Origin of the sequence: Actinocorallia longicatena (assembly GCF_039534125.1) — a bacterium.
Classification (GTDB): Bacteria; Actinomycetota; Actinomycetes; order Streptosporangiales; family Streptosporangiaceae; genus Actinocorallia; species Actinocorallia longicatena.
In genome coordinates this window covers 1-16,868 of sequence record NZ_BAAAUV010000012.1, presented here as the reverse complement: position 1 = coordinate 16,868, position 16,868 = coordinate 1, and the positions used below count along the sequence as shown (strand labels likewise).

The window sequence follows — 16,868 nt, the reverse complement described above, 5'->3', positions numbered from 1 at the left end:
CCGAACCTCGCGTCGGGCCTCGTCGATGACGTGGGCGAACGAGACGCAGCCCCTGCGGGCGGCGGTCCCCGGTCGGCCGGGGCGTCTTCACTCCTGCACGATCGCTCCGTACGGTCAGATCGTCCTCCTACGCCGGGCACAGGAAGACCCGGGCAACTCATCGTCGGCCAGGGCCACATCACAGCCTCCGGCAGAACCCGGGACGGTTCGGAGCGGGGCGCCGCCGGGGGTGGAGGTGACCTGGTCCGGCCGTTTGTGGGCGGGTGGGCGGGGTGGGGCGTCCAACCCGGTATGGACTGGGTGATTCCTGGGTTCGATCAGGTTCGGGAGCTGGGTTCCGGGGCCATGGGGCGGGTCGTGCTGGCTCGTGACAGGGCGACGGGTGAGCTGGTCGCGGTCAAATATCTGGCGGGGCGGTTGGAGGCCGACCAGCGGTTCCGCAGGGCGTTCCGGAGTGAGGCGGCGCTGCTGTCGCGGGTCAGGTCGCCGCATGTGGTGCGGTTGCGGGGTTATGTCGAGGGCGGTTCCGAGGGGGCCGCGATCCTCATGGACTTCGTTCCGGGGATCGCGTTGAACGACCTTCTGGTCGCGACGGGTCCGATGGCGCCGGAGGCGGCCCTGACGGTTCTCAAGGGTTCGCTGCTCGGCTTGGCCGCGGCGCACGGGCTGGGGGTCGTGCACCGCGACTACAAGCCGGGGAACGTCCTGGTCACCGAGCAGGGGTTGTCGACCCTTGTGGACTTCGGTATCGCGAGCCGGTTCGGCGAACGCGCCGGGCGGTCGGGCACGCCGTCGTACATGCCGCCCGAGCAGTGGGGCGGGGAGGAGGCCACCCCCGCCGGTGACGTCTACGCCGCCACGGCCGTGTTCTTCGAGTGTCTGACCGGCGGTCCGCCGTTCCGGGCGGGGAATCTGAGCGAGCTCGAGCAGCTCCACCGCATGGCGCCGATTCCGTACGAGAGGGTGCCGGAGCCCGTCCGGCGGCTGGTCTATGACGGGCTGGCCAAGGACCCGGCCCTGCGGCCGCCGGGAGCGTCGGCGTTCGTGACCGGGCTGGAGCGGATGGCCGAGGCGGGTTACGGACCGCGCTGGGAGGAGCGCGGCGCCGCCGCCCTGGCCGCGCTGGCCAGCACCTTGCCCGCCGCGGCCCTGGCCCACGGCGGGCTGCCCGCACAGACCGCAGGAGGTTCGGGGATGCCAGCGGGCGGCGGCCTGGCGGTCAAGGTCGCCGCGGTGGTGATCGCGGCGCTCGCGGTGGCGGGGGGAACCAGCTACCTCGTGCTGGCCTCCGACGACAAGCCCGCCCGGCCCGCCGCGCAGGCGGGCACCCAGACCCCTCCCTCTCCTCTCCCCTCCGTGTCGACGGCCGTCCCCACGGTCACGGCCACCGCGCCCACCACCGGCCCGACCGAGACTCCCCTCACGCCGCAGCCGACACCGACCATCTCCGGGCAGGTCCCCCCGGTCAGCCCGACGACGAGCGCGCAGCCCATCTCGTGCACCAAGGAGAGTGCCTCCCACGACTTCGGCGAGGTCGAGGTCGGCTCCAGCGAGGCCTACTCCTTCGCCTTCAAATGGCTGTCGTGCGATGACGAGAAGAGCCTGGAGGTCAAGGGTGACCAGGCCTTCACCGCCGCCCTCACCGCCTGCCCCGCGACCGGTGCCAGCGGCCCCTGCTCGGTCACCGTCACCTTCACCGCCGAGGAGCCCGGCACCTACGAGGCCGACGTCGTCATTCCCGACGACGCGGGCGATCCGACCAACATCACCTTCCACGTGACCGCCACCGCCACCTCTCCCGGCACACCCAGCGCGACCCCCACGACCAGCGAACCCACCCCCGAGGAACCGACGGACGAGCCGACGCCGGAAGAGTCCACCGACGATCCCGAACCCGACCCGACCCCCTGACCCCCGTCCGCAAGACACGTGGTCGACGGCGGGCTCAGGTCGGGGCGCTGGGCTGGAAGAGCTCGATGAGGTTGCCGGCCGGGTCTTCGAGGAGGACCTGGCTGCCGCCCGGTCCGGTGACCAGGTCGCTGCGGAAGGTCAGGTCCGCGGCCTTCAGGCGGGCCACCTCGTCTTCCAGGTTCTCGACGATCAGGTGGATGCGGTTGCGGCCCGGGGTGTCGGCGTCGGCGGGGGTGGCCCTGGCGCCGGAGCTCATCGGTCCCGAGAGCAGGAGGCGCAGGGGGCCGCGGACGACGTCGGCGAAGGCGGGCGCCGCGGTGAAGTTGAGGGTGAAGCCCAGGTGGGTGGTGTAGAAGTCGATGTTCTTCTGGACGTCGTCGACGATGTAGCGGACGCTGGCGTAGGTCATGGCGACTCCTGTGCGAGGACGGGCAGCAGGTGGCGGATACGGGTGTCGATGGTCGTCACCGTCCGGCGGAAGGCCTGCCGGAGGTCGTCGGCCTGGGTCGGGTCGGCCAGGCTCCAGTGGACCTGGCGCGCGTCGTCGAAGGCCGGGCAGGCCTCGCGCGCCTTGTCGCACAGGGTGATCACGTGGTCGAAGCCGTGGCCGAGCTTGGTGTCGAGGTGGCGGGGACGCTGGGCGCCGATGTCGAGACCGCGGCTGCGCAGGATCTGGATCGCGCCGGGGTGGATCTCGGGTTTGGGACGGGTGCCCGCGCTCGACACCTCGATGCGGTCGTCGGTGCGGTGGCGGAGCAGCGCTTCGGCGATCGGTGAACGGGCGCTGTTGCCCGTGCACACGAAGAGCACCTTGCGGCGGGACGGGACCAGGGGCCGCGGCTCACGGCCGAGCGACGGATGCAGTGCGTCGCCGACGCCGCCGATGCCTTCGGCGCAACGGTCGAGGTCCAGGTGGTAGTAGCTGTCGCGGGCGTCGAAGCTGCTGCGCTGGGCGGTGACGAGGCCGCCCTGGCGAAGGAGCCGCAGATGGTAGGAGACCAGGTTCTGCGGTTCGCCGGTCAGCTTCACAAGCTCGCGGACGCGGAGATCTCCGCCCGCGAGCCCGGTCAGCAGGCGCCAGCGCAGCGGGTGCGCGGCCAGGCGCACGAACTCCGGCACGCCTTGACGTGGTGACGGCATGCGTACCACGATACATCAAACCCATTTGATGTATTGGAGGCGGCGATGGTCTCCCCTCCGGAGCTCGCGCGCCGGCTGGGAACCGGGGACGCGGTGGTGATCGGCCTCGGATCGATGATCGGCGCAGGAGTGTTCGCGGCGTTCGGCCCCGCGGCGCGGGTCGCCGGGTCGGGCCTGCTGGCCGGGCTGGCGGTCGCGGCGGTGATCGCGTACTGCAACGCGATCGCTTCGGCGCAGCTGGCGGCGGTGCATCCGGTCTCGGGCGGCACCTACATCTATGGTCGTGAACGGCTCGGGCACTGGTGGGGTTTCACCGCCGGATGGGGCTTCGTGGTGGGCAAGACCGCCTCGTGCGCGGCCATGGCGCTGACCTTCGCCGCGTATGCCGTTCCCGGACCCTGGTGGGCTCGGCGTGCGGCCGCCGTCGCCGCCGTGTCGGGACTGACCGCGCTCAACTACCGCGGCGTGGCCAAGACCGTTCTGCTCACCCGGGCGCTCGTGACCGCGAGCCTGCTGTCGCTGGGCGTCGTCGTGGTGGGCATCGCCGTAGGAGGCGACGCCGGCTCGGCGGACCTCGGCGACTGGACGTCCGGCGGCCTCCACGGGATTCTCCAGGCCTCGGGACTGCTCTTCTTCGCCTTCGCCGGTTACGCCCGCATCGCCACCATGGGCGAGGAGGTCCGCGCCCCCGAGCGGACGATCCCGCGCGCGATCCCGATCGCCCTCTTCCTCACCGTGGCCGTCTATCTCGTGGTGGGGGTCGCCTCGCTTCTGGCCGCGGGACCGGAACGGCTCGCCGCCTCCGACGCCCCGCTGACCACGGCCGTCGAGGCCGCCGGCGCGGGCGTCCTGGCTCCGGTGGTGCGTGCCGGGGCCGCGCTGGCGGCACTGGGCGCCCTGCTGGGACTGATCGCGGGCATCGGGCGCACCGTTCTGGCCATGGCCCGCCACCGCGACCTGCCCCGGCGTCTCGCCGCGGTCCATCCGCGCTTCCGGGTGCCCCACCACGCCGAGGTCGCCCTCGCGGTCGTGGTCTCCGTGCTCGTGGTCACTGGCGACCTGCGGGGCGTGATCGGTTTCTCCTCGTTCGGCGTCCTCATCTACTACGCCGTCGCCAACGCTGCGGCCTTCACCCAGCCCGCCGCCGAACGCCGCTGGCCGCGCGCCCTCAACGTGCTCGGCCTTCTGGGCTGCCTGACTCTGATCGTCACGCTGCCCTGGCAGTCCGTCGCGGCGGGCGTGGCCATGTTCTCCCTCGGGCTGGCCGGCCGCCTGCTGGTGCGGTCAACGGCAAACTCGACCGGCGACGCGGGCCAGGGTCCTCCAGCCGAGGGCCGCGACGGCCAGGACGCGGGCACTGCCGATACCGGTCCGCCCGATGAGACGGGCCGGTGAAAGTGCTCCGGGGCGACGTCGAGGTGGTGGGCGAGGCGGCCGACGGCGCCGCCGAGCTGGAACTCGTCCGGGAGTGCTGCCCGAATCATCCTCGCTTACGCGTCTGGCCTCGTCGTCCCCGCACGTAGCCCCGGCGGCTCCGCCCGGCCGGTCCATCGTTTCGTTCCACGGCCCTGGGAGTTCGAGGATCTCGGACGCTCCGGTCGTTCGCGGCACGGTTGACGGGCCGATCTGGTCGCTGTCACTGTCCCCGCATGGGCTCGGGGGAACGCGTTCGCTACCAGACCTCCTTCACGGACTCCGCTCGCTGGGACGGGTTCGTGTTCCGTCCCGGCGACATCGTGATCAGCACCCCGGCGAAGTGCGGCACGACCTGGCTGCAGATGATCTGCGCCCTGGAGATCTTCAAGACCGCGACGTTCGACCGGCCGCTCGACCGGATCTCACCGTGGCTGGACGTCCTGCTGCGCCCGCTCCCCGCAGTGCTGTCCGACCTCGAGGCACAGGCGCACCGGCGGTTCATCAAGACCCATACGCCCCTCGACGGATTGCCCTTCGACGACCGGGTCACCTACCTGTGCGCAAGCCGGGACCCCCGGGACGTGGCCGTGTCCCTGGAAAGCCACGCCGGCAACACCGACCGGACCGTGTCCCTCGCCTTGCGCGAGGACGCCATGGGCGCCGCGGTCCTCGCCGAGCTGCTGGCCACCGCTCCGTCCCCGCCGAGCGGGACCTCGCGCGAACGCTTCTGGTCCTGGGTCCACCCGGCCGCGCCCGGGAAGTCCGTGTCCGACCTGGAGATCATGCTCCACCATCTGGACACGTTCTGGCAGGTGCGTGACCGGCCCAACATCGTGCTGCTGCGCTACGAGGACCTCCTTGACGACCTCGAAGGCCAGATGCGTTACATAGCCGCCCGGCTCGGGATCACCATCACCGAGACGGCCTGGCCGGACCTGGTCCAGGCCGCCACCTTCGCTGCCATGAAGGGCCGAGCCCGCGAGCTCGCGCCCGAAGCCAGCCACGACGGCTTCTACCGCGACCACGACCGGTTCTTCCACAGCGGATCAACAGGCCAGTGGCGGCGGGTCCTCGGCGAGCAGGAGCTTCCCCGCTACGCCAGCCGAGTCGCCGAATGCGCGCCAGCCGATCTCGCCGCGTGGATCCACCGGCCCGCGCTGCCGACGGCAGGCGACCTCTGACGGCGTGGTGCGGGTTCGGCGTACCAGCCGAGAACGTAGCCGGCATCGGCCTCGGACACCCCGGTGACCGCCTGCTCCACCAGCTCGGGTCCGGCCTCGGCGAGCACGGCCGTCACCGTGACGTGCAGCCGGACCACCCCCTTCAGCGCCGCTTCGAGCTCGTCCGGCTTCGCATGGGTGCCGGCCACGACCTCCACTCCGCGGGAAAGTGGCCGGCCGTTCGGGCGGGGGCTGGGGTCACGGGTTGGCGGGGGGTGCGGTGAAGGTGCAGGGGAGGCGCTTCAGGCCGTTGATGAAGCCGGACTGGAGCCGGTCGGGGGCGGCGGAGGCCTTGATGTCGGGGAGGCGGGTGAAGAGCTCCCGGTACATGACGGTGATCTCGCGGCGGGCGAGGTTGGCGCCCAGGCAGTAGTGCGGGCCGGGGCCTCCGAAGGCGATGTGGGGGTTGGGGGAACGGGTGATGTCGAAGGCCTCGGGGTCGGTGAAGACCGTTTCGTCGCGGTTGGCGGAGGGGTAGAAGAGGCTGACGCGATCGCCCTTGCGGAACTGGTGGCCGTTGAGGACGTAGTCCTGGGTGAGGTTGCGGCGCATGAAGATGACGGGGCTGCTGTAGCGGAGGATCTCCTCGACGGCGCCGGGGATGCGGCCGTCGAAGTCGGACAGAAGGAGGGCCCGCTGGTCGGGATGGTCGGTCAGGAGCTTCAGGCCGTGGGCGATGGCGTTGCGGGTGGTCTCGTTGCCCGCGACGACCAGCAGGAGGAAGAAGGCGCCGAACTCCTGGGGGGTGAGCCGCTCGCCGTCGACGTTGGCGTTGACCAGGGCGGAGGTCAGGTCGTCCTTGGGGTTCTTGACGCGGTCGCGGCCGAGGCGGGAGGCGAGGCGGTGCAGGCGCCAGCCGGCCAGGGCCATCGTGCCGAGGGAACGTGCCATCGCCAGGGTGCCGACCTTGGCGACGCCTGAGCTGTAGTCGGGGTTGATCCCGGTGTACTCGGGGTCGGAGTAGCCGACGGTGATGTTGGTGAGGGCGACCACCCGGGCGTGGTGCGAGGCGGGGATGCCCAACATGTCGCAGATGACCTCGACCGGCAGCCGGACGGCGACCTTCTCGACGAAGTCCCCCGGGCCCGAGGCGATCAGCTCGTCGACGATGCGGCGGGCGCGGCCGGCGATGTCGTCCTCGGCCTTGGAGAGCATCCGCGGGGTGAAGGCGCGGGAGACGATCCTGCGGATGGCCGCGTGCCGGGGGTCGTCCATGTCGATCATGGAGCGGAAGTAGCGCTCCAGATAGCGCGGCAGGTCGGTGGGCGCGGTGGCGCTCGGCTCGCTGCTGAAGATCGCGGGGTTGCGGCTGGCCTCGGCGACGTCGGCGTGGCGGACGAGAGCGTAGGAGCCGGGGCTCTGCCCGACCAGGGGCATCTTCGGCAGCTGGTTGAAGCTCAGGCCGGGCTGCGCGCGCAGCGCGGCGAACGCCTGGTAGCGCTCCTCCAGCGGACGCGACCAGAACCTGAGGTCGGTCAGATCGATGTCGGCGAGGGCGGGGCCGCCCTGCTCGATGTGGTCTGCGGTCACCGTGATCGCCCTCTCGACTCAATTCTGGTGTGGTTTCACACCAGAATTCTTCTGTCCACGATGGTGATGTTCGGGGCAAACGTCAAGAGGCAGATGTACGGCACAATCAGCGGGGTGACCCGAACCCAGCGCACCTATCGCGGCATCCCCGCCGAGGAGCGCCGCGCCCTGCGCCGCGCGGCGCTGCTGGAAGCGGGGCTGGAGCTGCTCGGAACGACCGGCTGGCAGTCCGCGACGGTCCGCGCGGTCTGCACGCTCGCCGGCCTCAACGACCGGTACTTCTACGAGAACTTCACCGACCGGGACGCCCTGCTGCTCGCGGTCGTCGACGACCAGGCCGCCCAGGGCACCTCCGCCATCCTCGACGCCGCAGCGCACGCCCCCCGCGAGATCGCCGAGATCGCCCGCGCCAGCACCTCGGCCACCCTCGACTTCCTCACCGAGGATCCGCGCCGCGCCCACATCCTCGGCCACGAGTTCCCCGCCCACCCCCTGCTCCAGCAGCGCCGAGGAGAGATCATCCGCACTCTCTCCGGGTTCTTCACCGCCCAGACCCGCGACCTCGTCGGCGACGCCACCCTCTCCGACACCGACCTGTCGCTCACCGCCTTCACCCTCACCGCCGGGCTGTGGGACCTCACCGCGGCCTGGCTGCGCGGTGACGTCCCCATCAGCCGCGACCACCTCGCCGACTACACCGTCGCCCTCCTGCTGACGACCGCCGATCTGGCCGCCCCCCTCCACCGCCGCCTGACCTAGAGCGTTTTCGTCATGTGGACGCTGTTGGGATCGGGCTGGTAGTCGGCGAAGGGGGCGCAGTAGGTGAAGCCGAAGCGCTCGTAGAGGCGGCGGGCGGGGAGGAAGAAGTCGGCGGATCCGGTCTCGAGGCTCAGGCGGGTGAAGCCCCGGGCGGTGGCCTCGGTGATGATGTGCTCGAGCAGCAGGGAGGCTATGCCGCTCCGCTTGAGCTTCGAGGTGGTGCGCATCGATTTCAGCTCGGCGTGGAACGGATCCAGTTCCTTGATCGCGCCCACGCCGACGACCGCGTCGCCGTCCCGGACCGACCAGACGGTGACGCCGGGCTTGCGCAGATCCTCGAGGTCGAGGGCATGGGCGCTCTCCCGGGGCGTGATCGAGCGCATCTCCTGGACGTGCTCGTCGAGCAGCTCGATGATCCGCGGGCCGGACAGGTCGTCGACAACGATCTCCATGCTGCTCCCCCACAGGCGCCCGGCCCCACCGGGTCCGCTGCGCCCCATAGCCCTATTTCCGTTCCCCTCAAGCATGGCATTCGGTCGATGCGAGAGGGAGACCGGTCGCCCGCCTCTTCTCTGAGAACGCGCCGGCTTCACAGACTTCGCACCCGGGGGGAATCGAGGGCTCTCCATCAAGGTCATATCGCGGTCGGTGGTGGATATCTACCCTTTGAGGCATGAACCTGTTGAAAGCCGCCGCCGTGTTCATCGCCATCGGCGTCCTAGCCCCCACTTCAGGATTCACCACTGTCGCCTTCGCGACCCCGAAGCCCACGTTCAAGATCACGCGGGTCTACCACGACTCGCCCGGCACGGACCGGGGCGGCGCCGCCAGCCTCAACGCCGAACGGATCGTGATCAGGAACGCGAGCAAGAAGACCCGCAATCTCAGGGGCTGGAGCGTGCGCGACAGCTCGGGTGACCGGTACACCTTCCCCAGCACGTCCGTCGGGCCGGGCAAGAGTGTCACGCTCCATACCGGGCGGGGCGGCAACTCGCCGGGCCACCGCTACTGGGGCCGCACCTGGTACGCCTGGAAGAACAGCGGGGACACCGCCACCTTGAGGAACACCTCGGGGAAGCGCGTCGACTCCTGTAAGGCCTCCGGCAGCCGGAACTGGGCCTCCTGCTGACCTCATCCGACGGCCCGGGCCGTCAGATCCAGCCCTGCTGCCAGGCGTGGTGGGCGGCGGCGTGCCGGGTCGGCGCCGCGAGCTTGGTCATGGCGGCCGAGAGGTAGTTGCGGACCGTGCCCGGGGCCAGGTGCACCTGGGCGGCGATCTCGTTGACCGACGCTCCCGTGCGCGCGGCGCGCAGGACCTCGAGTTCCCGCTCGGTCAGCGGGCAGTCGTCCTCCGTGAGGGCGGAGGCGGCGATGTCGGGGTCGACGTAGCGGCGGCCCGCGGCGACATCGCGGATGATCTCGGCCAGCCGGGAGGCGGGGGTCGTCTTGGGCACGAAGCCCCGGACGCCCGCGGACAGGGCCCGGCGCAGGACCGCGGGACGGGCGTGCCGGGTGACCAGGATGATCTGGGTGGGGAGCCCGGACCGGATCTCCCCGGCGGCGTGCAGCCCGTCGGTGGGGGGCATCTCCAGGTCGAGCACGGCGATGTCGGGACGGTGCTCGCGGGCGAGACGGACCGCCTCGGTGGCGGTGGCGGCCTCGGCGACCACTTCGAGGTCCTCTTCCAGCGCCAGGAGGGCGGCCAGGGCGCTGCGGAGGAGCTCCTCGTCGTCGGCGATCAGCAGCCGGATCACGGCCCCTCCCCCACGGGCAGGGAGGCGGTGACCTCGAAGCGTTCGCCGTCGTGCTCCCAGACCAGATCGCCTCCGGCGGCGCGCAGGCGCTCGGCGAGGGTGCCCAGGCCCGTCCCGGAGGAGGCCTCGGGGGCGAGCGCGCCGTCGTTGCCCACCCGCAGGCGCACGACGCCGCCGGTCACCCGGTAGCCGACCTCGGCGTTGCGCGCCCGGCTGTGCCGCAGGACGTTCGTGGTCGCCTCACGCATCACCAGGCCCAGCAGATGACGGGCGGTGTCGCCGACGACGGCGGGGTCCAGGTCGGTCCGGGCGTCGATGCCGGCCGAGGCCAGCACCCGGGTCGCGTTCGCGATCTCCTCGTCGAGCGTGGTGCGCCGGTAGCCCTGGACGACCGCGCGGGTGTCGCGGAGCGCGTCGGTGGCCAGCTTCTGCACCTCCCACATCTCGGCGGCGGCCCGTTCGGGATCCGCGTGGGCGAGCCGGGCCGCGAGCTCCCCCTTCAACGCGATCACCTGGAGATGGTGGCCCTGGATGTCGTGCAGATCGGCGGCGAACCTGAGCCGCTCGTCCTTGATCGCCAGTTCGGCCGACAGGCGGCGCGCGTTGTCCAGCCGTCCCGCGACGTCCCAGGCCCACAGCGGGCCGAGCATCGCCCAGACGACGAAGGCGAACAGCCCCGGCGGGAACAGGACGGCGTAGACCAGTGCCCCGTCCCCGCTCGCCAGGCTGACCGCGCCACCGGGAAGGGCCGCGAGGACCGTCGCTCCGACGATCAGCCGTCGCCGGGACCGGGGGTCGAGGTAGGTCGCCATGACGGCCGTCATCATCGCGGGGGCCAGCGGCCAGAGGCCGTAGTTGCGCAGGGCCAGCGGGCAGACCGCGAGGACGAGGGCGGCGAGCGCTCCCGCGGCGGGCCAGCCGGCGGGCGGCCGGGGCCGGGCGGATCGGGCGCCGGCCGTGAGGCGGGTGTTGAGCAGCACCACGACCGCGGCCACCTCGACGATCATCGCTGCGACGCTGAAGAGCCGCGGCCCGATCGGCACGTCGCCGTCCAGGACCCATTCGGCGGTGAACAGGATCAGGATGCCCGCGTTCGTCCCCGGCACCGCCCACCAGGTGTAGCGGCGGAAGCCCGCGAGTCCCGTCCCGCCCTCGTTGCCCACGCCGCCATTGTTCCAGCCGAGGGCCGTCCGGTCGGGTGTCATTCGTCCGGTATCCGCATGACAGATGTCATGCGGGCCCGTGGTGGTCCGGCACTACTGGCGATCGCGGCGTTCCCGCAGGCTGAGGGCGTCATCAGGACACCGGAACGGAAGGAACGGCCATGCACGCTCAGGAGGAGATCGCCCGCACACGCCACGGCGGCGGCTGGGGGCACTTCGCGCGGCACTACATGGAGATGGTCATCGCGATGGCGGTGGGGATGCTGGTCCTCGGCGCGGCCGTCGGCCTGGTGGGAGGCGGGTTCGACGCGGACCGGCGGCCGGAGGCGGCGTCCCTGACGATGGTGGCCGAGATGTCCGCCGGGATGCTGATGTGGATGCGGATCCGCGGGCACCGGTGGGCCGGTGCGCTGGAGATGTGCGGGGCGATGGCCGCTCCCCTGCTGGTCCTGTTCCCGCTGCTGTGGCTGGACGTCATCGGCGCGGAGTCGATGATCATGCTCGAGCATCTGGTCATGCTGCCGCTGATGCTCGTCGTGATGCTCCGCCGCCGCGGCGAGTACGGATTCCGTCAGGAGGTCTCGCCGTCATGACCGGACACGCACACGGAGCGGGCGCCCTGCTGCACCGCTGGCCCACGGTCGTGGCGCTCGCCGTCTCCGCGCTCATCTCGGCGGGCGGGCTCGGGGACGTCGCCGACGCGGTCGACGGGTTCGGGCAGCTCCTGCTCCTGCTTCCGCTCGAGTACCTGATCCTCAACCAGATCGGACGGCGGGCCGCCTCCTGGCCCGTGGTCGGAGCGCTGACGGCGGTGACGTTCACGGTCGGCCTGCTGGACAGGGTCCCCCTGGCCACCGTCATCGCCGCCGCCGCGCTGGTCATGCTGGTCGTGGGCGCCGTCACCGGAACCCCGGACGGGCGGCGGGCCTTCGGCGTCCAGGCCGCGGGAATGCTCGGATTCGGCGCCGTCGCACTGGCGGGCCTGGCGGTGGACCCCGACCTGGGCCGCTACCTGATCGCGGCCGGCTGGCTCCTGCACGGAGTCTGGGACGCCGTGCACCTGAGGCTCGGCAGGGTCGTCTCCCGCTCCTACGCGGAGGCCTGCGGCGTCGTCGACGTCGCGGTCGCGGCGATGCTCCTCTTCCTCCTCTAGCCGGAGGTGACGACAATCGGGAGGACGGCGACACGGTGAGGGAGACGGCGATGACCGACGCGGAGTTCTGGCAGGACGTCGAGCGGCATCTGGTGCGGTACGGCGGGGCGTTCGTGCCCGCCGTCATCGAGAGGGCCTCCGGGGCGTTCGTCCATGACGCCGGCGGGCGGGCGATCCTGGATTTCACCTCCGGGCAGATGAGCGCGATCCTCGGGCACGGCCATCCCGAGGTCGTGGCGACCGTCCGGGAGTCGGTGGCCTCGCTCGACCACCTGTTCAGCGGCATGCTGAGCCGTCCGGTCGTCGATCTGGCCCGGATGCTCGCCGAGGCGACGCCCGCGCCGCTGGAGAAGTCGCTGCTGCTGACGACCGGCGCGGAGTCCAACGAGGCCGCCCTGAAGATGGCCAAGCTGTACACCGGCAACTACGAGATCGTCAGCTTCAGCAACTCCTGGCACGGGATGACGTCCGGCGCCGCGGCCGCGACCTACAGCGCGGGCCGTCGCGGCTACGGTCCCCCGGTCCCCGGCAACATCGCCATCCCCCCGCCGAACGCCTACCGGACCCGCTTCCTGGACGGCGGCCGGCACGACTGGCGGAGCGAACTCGACCACGCCTTCGAGCTGGTCGACCGGCAGTCGGCGGGGAGTCTCGCCGCCTGCCTGGTCGAGCCGATCATCAGCTCGGGAGGCCTCATCGAACTGCCGACCAGCTATCTGGCCGCGCTCAAGGCCAAATGCGTCGAACGCGGCATGCTGCTGATCCTGGACGAGGCCCAGACCGCGCTCGGCCGGACGGGAGAGATGTTCGCCTTCGAACGCGACGGCGTCGTCCCCGACATCCTCACCCTCTCCAAGACCCTCGGGGCGGGGCTGCCGCTCGCCGCCGTGGTGACCAGCGCCGAGATCGAGGAGCGCTGCCACGAGCTCGGCTACCTGTTCTTCACCACGCATGTCTCCGATCCACTGCCGGCCGCCGTCGGCCGAACCGTCCTGACGGTCATCCAGCGTGAACGCCTCGACCGGCGGGCCGGGGTTCTCGGGAAGAGGCTCCGGTCGGGTCTGCTCGCCCTCCAGGAGCGGCACGCGTGCGTGGGCGACGTCCGGGGGCGCGGCCTGCTCCAGGGCATCGAGCTCGTCCTGGACCGGGAGACCAAGGCTCCGGCCGACGATCTCGGCCGCCGGGTCACCGCCGAGTGCCTGAGCCTGGGCCTGCACATGAACATCGTCCAGCTCCCCGGGATGGGCGGGGTCTTCCGCATCGCCCCGCCGCTGACCGTCACGCCCGAGGAGCTGGATCTCGGCCTGGAGATCCTCGACACCGCGCTGACCAGGGCGGCCCGCGAAGCCGATCTTGCCGTGAACGCCGGTCAGGTGCCGGGCGCGGGCGGCCGGTAGAGCGAGGCGTAGACGATGAGGTTCTCGGTGTAGTGCCCGGTCGCGGCGTCGAACGTCCCGCCGCAGGTGATGAGGCGCAGGGCGGAGTAGCGGGCCGGGCCGTAGACCTCGGAGCCGGGGAAGTCGGACTTGGTGACGTTCTTGATGGTGTGGATGCGGAAGACCGGCGCGGTGCCGTCCCTGCGCGTGACCGTGATGAGCTGGCCGGGTCTCAGCTCACCGAGCCGGTAGAAGACGCCCTTGTCCCGCTCGGAGTCGACATGCCCGGCGATCACGGCCGAGCCGCGTTCGCCGGGGGTGGGACCGTCGCGGAACCAGCCGGCCCGGTCGGCCTTGCTCAGCGCCGGCACCTCGAGCGCGCCCTCGGGCGTGAGGGACAGCGGCAGCAGCGTGGTCGACACCCCGATCCGGGGGATGCTGAGCCGGACCGGCGGCGACGCCCGCATCGGCGGGACGCGCGCGGACTCCGGGTCGTCGTAGTTCGGGACGGTCAGGACGGGCTCCGCGGGCCGGGGCGGAGCCTTGACCGCCATGCCCCTGAAGAACACCAGCACCCCGACGACCACGAGCCCGAGCAGGGCCGCGTTGCCGAGCGGACCCCGATGACGTCCCATCGCGCGTCAGGACCCCGACGCACGGCGCCGGCGGGCGACCACCAGCACGACGCCCAGGGCCGCGAGGCCCGCCCCCGCCGCGGCCAGGCCGAGGTTCGGCCCCTCGAAGGCGCCTCCGCCGCCGGTCGCGACCCCTCCATGCGGGCGGTGCCGCCTGGCCGGACCCTTGGTGCAGAGGATCCCGTCATCCTGGACCGCGCAGTCGCGTCCCACTCCAGGGCAGGTCAGGGCGCTCTCGGAGCCGTAGCAGTACGCGGCCGCGTAGCTCTCCGCCTCCGACAGGTCGTCGCAGGTGACGGACTTGTAGGTCGCCGCGCAGCTGGCGTTGCCCAGCGGCAGCCCGGCGGCCGCGGAGGCCGCCGACCCGGGCAGCATCAGCCCCAGGGCTCCGATCACGAATGCGGCGAACGCCGCGAACCTCACCCGCATGAACCGACCCTCCGTAGTCGAACGATCACCCAATGCGAAGAGGACTACCCACCAGAAACCCCATTCAATCGGTCGGGGGGGAAACGGGGCACATATCGGGAATCCATTGTCCTGCCCGCCGGATGACGTCAGGATGTTCGGATGCGGATCATCGCCCGAGGTCTGATCCTTCTCGTCGCCTATGCCGTCGTCGGCCTGATAGCCACCTTCCTCACCAAGGACCTCGGCGACCAGCGCGGCCTGAGCCTCGTCCTCGCCCTGGTCTTCGCGACCGTGCTGTCACTGATCACGACCCTGCTCGGCTGGGGGCTGCAACGGCAGCTCGACCAGATCGAGGGACGCCATCTCCAGGACTGGTGGGAGTCGGTACGGGCCCTCGGGACCGCGTTGCGGAACAGGACCCGGCGGCGCAGCGGGCATCTGCTGATCCCGCTGCTGGCCGTGACCCTGATCGTCCAGATCGGCGGGCTCGGCGTCTACCTCGCGACCCTGTCGGCGGTGCGGAAGGACGACGGCTGCACCGGACGGAGCGTCAAGATCCTCATCGCGGCGTCGCAGGGCAAGGACACCGTGCTCGCGAAGCGCGCCGACAAGTACAACAAGGGACGGAAGATCGGCGACCTCTGCGGTCACGTCGACATCGTCTCTTCCAACTCGGGCAAGGCCGTCCAGGCGCTGGCCGGCGGCTGGAGCACCGCCGACGGTCCGCGGCCCGACGTGTGGAGCCCGGTCTCCTCCGTCTGGCTCACCCTCTATCGCCAGCAGGTCTCCGGACGCGACGAGCCGGGACCCGTTCCCGACGGTGAGCAGCCCTCGATCGTGAAGAGCCCGCTCGCCATCGCCATGCCCGAACCCATGGGCCGGGCGCTCGGCTGGCCGGACAAGCGGATCGGCTGGAAGGACATCGCCGCCCTGGCCCGTGACCGGCGCGGCTGGGGCGCCCACGGCCACCCCGAGTGGGGGCCGTTCCGGCTCGGCAAGACCAATCCGAACTTCTCCACCTCGGGGCTCAACGCCACCCTCGGCACCTACTTCGCCGCCACCGGCAACACCTCCGACATGACGGTCGCCGACATCGGCCGCCCGGAGGTCCAGGAGTTCGTGAAGACCGTCGAACGCTCGGTCGTCCACTACGGCGACGTGTCCGCCACCTTCATGGAGAACCTGTACCGGGCCGACCAGCGCGGCCAGGCCCTGGGCTACCTCTCCGCCATCGCCGCCGAGGAGCGGTCGATCACCGACTACAACCTGGGCAATCCGACCGGCGACCCCAAGGACTACGGCAAGAAACCGCCGCCGCGCACCAAGCTGGTCGCCATCTATCCGGAGGAGGGAACCTACGACTCCGACCACCCCTACGTCCAGCTCGCCTGGATGGACGCCGACAAGAAGAGGGTGGCCGCCGACTTCCTCACCTATCTCCACTCCCCCGAGTCGCAGGCCTTCCTCCAGAAGAACGGCTACCGCGACTACCAGGGACGCCCCGGGCCGATCGCGACCCTGGAGAACGGGATCCCGCCGGACTCCCGGGTCACTCCGCTGAACCAGTTCAGCCCCGGCGTCGTCAAGGCCGTCCTGGAGAGCTGGACGCGCCTGCGCAAACGCGCCAACGTGCTGCTCATCATCGACAAGTCCGGCTCCATGGACACGATGGTCGCCGGGACGGGCAAGAGCCGCCTGAAGCTCGCCAAGGACGCCGCCGTCAAGGCCATCGGCCAGTTCGGCCCGGACGACCGGGTCGGGTTGTGGTCGTTCTCCTCCGGGCTCGACGGCGACCGCGACTACCGGCGGCTCGTCGTCCCGGGACCGATCTCGTCCACCGGCGGCGAGCTCCGCAAGCAGATCAACGCGCTCACGTCGGGCGGCCAGACCGGCCTCTACGACACGGTGGCGGCGGCCTTCGACGAGATGCGCTCGAACCAGACCGCCGACGCGATCAACGCCATCGTCGTCCTCACCGACGGCAGGAACGAGCGCAACCCGCCGGGGCTCAGTCTTGAGAACCTCCTGGTCGGTCTCGACAAGCCCCGGGAGAAGTCCGTCCGGGTCTTCACGGTCGGCTACGGCGAGGAGGCCGACCAGCCCGTCCTCGACAAGATCGCCGAGGTCACCGAGGCCCGCTCCTACGACGCTCGCAAAGCGGGCCAGATCGACGACATCTTCGCCCAGGTCATCTCCAACTTCTGAGCCCTCGTCAGTTCTTGACGGAGCCTGCCATGAGTCCGCCGATGAACCAGCGGCCGAGGGTGATGTAGACGATGAGGGTGGGGAGGGAGGCGATGAGTGCTCCGGCCATGGAGGCGGCGTAGTCGGGTGATTGTGCTCCGGCGAGGGCGTTGAGGGCGATGGTGATGGGTCCGTTGCGGGTGTTGGACAGGAAGA

At 71.1% G+C, this 16,868-nt stretch carries 17 protein-coding genes and 1 pseudogene; 9 read left to right on the top strand and 9 right to left on the bottom strand.

From position 1 onward, the window contains the following. The first annotated feature begins 291 nt into the window (after positions 1-291). Positions 292-1,911, top strand: a complete 1,620-nt coding sequence (locus ABD785_RS23120; RefSeq protein ID WP_344831817.1) for a serine/threonine-protein kinase — start codon at positions 292-294, stop codon at positions 1,909-1,911. A 34-nt stretch (positions 1,912-1,945) separates the two neighbouring features. Here ABD785_RS23120 and ABD785_RS23115 read toward each other — a convergent pair whose 3' ends face one another. Continuing rightward, a complete protein-coding gene (locus ABD785_RS23115) occupies positions 1,946-2,320 on the bottom strand; it encodes a VOC family protein (RefSeq protein WP_344831814.1) in 375 nt (124 codons plus the stop codon). Continuing rightward, the gene (locus tag ABD785_RS23110) at positions 2,317-3,051 is read right to left on the bottom strand and encodes an arsenate reductase/protein-tyrosine-phosphatase family protein (RefSeq protein ID WP_344831811.1); all 735 of its coding nucleotides are present in this window, start codon (positions 3,049-3,051) and stop codon (positions 2,317-2,319) included. The genes ABD785_RS23115 and ABD785_RS23110 overlap by 4 nt, the downstream gene beginning before the upstream one ends. Positions 3,052-3,096: 45 nt before the next feature. Between ABD785_RS23110 and ABD785_RS23105 the strand changes: the two genes are divergently transcribed. Then, positions 3,097-4,446 (top strand): APC family permease, encoded by a 1,350-nt coding sequence (locus ABD785_RS23105; protein WP_344831809.1) that lies wholly within the window; start codon positions 3,097-3,099, stop codon positions 4,444-4,446. A 254-nt stretch (positions 4,447-4,700) separates the two neighbouring features. Continuing rightward, on the top strand, positions 4,701-5,648 hold the full coding sequence (locus ABD785_RS23100) for a sulfotransferase domain-containing protein (RefSeq protein ID WP_344831807.1): 948 nt from the start codon (positions 4,701-4,703) through the stop codon (positions 5,646-5,648). A gap of 237 nt (positions 5,649-5,885) precedes the next feature. On the opposite strand, the gene ABD785_RS23095 is transcribed toward ABD785_RS23100, so the two are convergent. Beyond that, positions 5,886-7,217: a cytochrome P450 gene (locus tag ABD785_RS23095; protein WP_344831805.1), complete on the bottom strand. Its 1,332-nt coding sequence runs from the start codon at positions 7,215-7,217 to the stop codon at positions 5,886-5,888. A gap of 114 nt (positions 7,218-7,331) precedes the next feature. Here ABD785_RS23095 and ABD785_RS23090 point away from each other — a divergent pair, with 114 nt between their 5' ends. Next, complete coding sequence (locus tag ABD785_RS23090; protein WP_344831803.1) at positions 7,332-7,976, top strand: TetR/AcrR family transcriptional regulator; 645 nt, start codon at positions 7,332-7,334, stop codon at positions 7,974-7,976. Here the strand turns inward: ABD785_RS23090 and ABD785_RS23085 are convergent. Further along, complete coding sequence (locus ABD785_RS23085; RefSeq protein ID WP_344831800.1) at positions 7,973-8,428, bottom strand: GNAT family N-acetyltransferase; 456 nt, start codon at positions 8,426-8,428, stop codon at positions 7,973-7,975. The genes ABD785_RS23090 and ABD785_RS23085 overlap by 4 nt on opposite strands. Before the next feature lie 221 nt (positions 8,429-8,649). Here ABD785_RS23085 and ABD785_RS23080 point away from each other — a divergent pair, with 221 nt between their 5' ends. Beyond that, a complete protein-coding gene (locus ABD785_RS23080; RefSeq protein ID WP_344831798.1) occupies positions 8,650-9,105 on the top strand; it encodes a lamin tail domain-containing protein in 456 nt (151 codons plus the stop codon). 22 nt (positions 9,106-9,127) lie between these two features. Here ABD785_RS23080 and ABD785_RS23075 read toward each other — a convergent pair whose 3' ends face one another. Beyond that, positions 9,128-9,730 (bottom strand): response regulator, encoded by a 603-nt coding sequence (locus ABD785_RS23075; RefSeq protein ID WP_344831795.1) that lies wholly within the window; start codon positions 9,728-9,730, stop codon positions 9,128-9,130. After that, positions 9,727-10,935 carry a sensor histidine kinase gene (locus ABD785_RS23070; protein ID WP_344831792.1) on the bottom strand — a complete coding sequence of 403 codons (1,209 nt, stop codon included), beginning with the start codon at positions 10,933-10,935 and terminating at the stop codon, positions 9,727-9,729. The genes ABD785_RS23075 and ABD785_RS23070 overlap by 4 nt, the downstream gene beginning before the upstream one ends. A gap of 119 nt (positions 10,936-11,054) precedes the next feature. Here ABD785_RS23070 and ABD785_RS23065 point away from each other — a divergent pair, with 119 nt between their 5' ends. From ABD785_RS23065 to ABD785_RS23055, 3 genes are read left to right on the top strand one after another with little or no spacing between them, the layout of a single operon-like run. Beyond that, positions 11,055-11,486: a hypothetical protein gene (locus tag ABD785_RS23065; RefSeq protein WP_344831790.1), complete on the top strand. Its 432-nt coding sequence runs from the start codon at positions 11,055-11,057 to the stop codon at positions 11,484-11,486. Then, positions 11,483-12,046, top strand: coding sequence for a hypothetical protein (locus ABD785_RS23060; protein ID WP_344831788.1), 564 nt, complete (start codon positions 11,483-11,485; stop codon positions 12,044-12,046). Before ABD785_RS23065 ends, ABD785_RS23060 begins: the two co-directional genes overlap by 4 nt. 50 nt (positions 12,047-12,096) lie before the next feature. Beyond that, the gene (locus ABD785_RS23055) at positions 12,097-13,443 is read left to right on the top strand and encodes an aspartate aminotransferase family protein (protein WP_344831785.1); all 1,347 of its coding nucleotides are present in this window, start codon (positions 12,097-12,099) and stop codon (positions 13,441-13,443) included. Here the strand turns inward: ABD785_RS23055 and ABD785_RS23050 are convergent. Next, entirely contained in the window at positions 13,416-14,057 is a 642-nt protein-coding gene (locus ABD785_RS23050) for a class F sortase (protein WP_344831783.1), read from the bottom strand. The two genes, ABD785_RS23055 and ABD785_RS23050, sit on opposite strands and share 28 nt — an antisense overlap. Positions 14,058-14,063: 6 nt before the next feature. Beyond that, positions 14,064-14,486 carry a hypothetical protein gene (locus ABD785_RS23045; RefSeq protein ID WP_344831781.1) on the bottom strand — a complete coding sequence of 141 codons (423 nt, stop codon included), beginning with the start codon at positions 14,484-14,486 and terminating at the stop codon, positions 14,064-14,066. A 141-nt stretch (positions 14,487-14,627) separates the two neighbouring features. Here ABD785_RS23045 and ABD785_RS23040 point away from each other — a divergent pair, with 141 nt between their 5' ends. Beyond that, positions 14,628-16,673, top strand: a complete 2,046-nt coding sequence (locus ABD785_RS23040; RefSeq protein ID WP_344831779.1) for a substrate-binding and VWA domain-containing protein — start codon at positions 14,628-14,630, stop codon at positions 16,671-16,673. Between the two features lie 7 nt (positions 16,674-16,680). Here the strand turns inward: ABD785_RS23040 and ABD785_RS23035 are convergent. Further along, positions 16,681-16,868, bottom strand: a pseudogene (locus tag ABD785_RS23035) (carbohydrate ABC transporter permease); the annotation flags it as partial.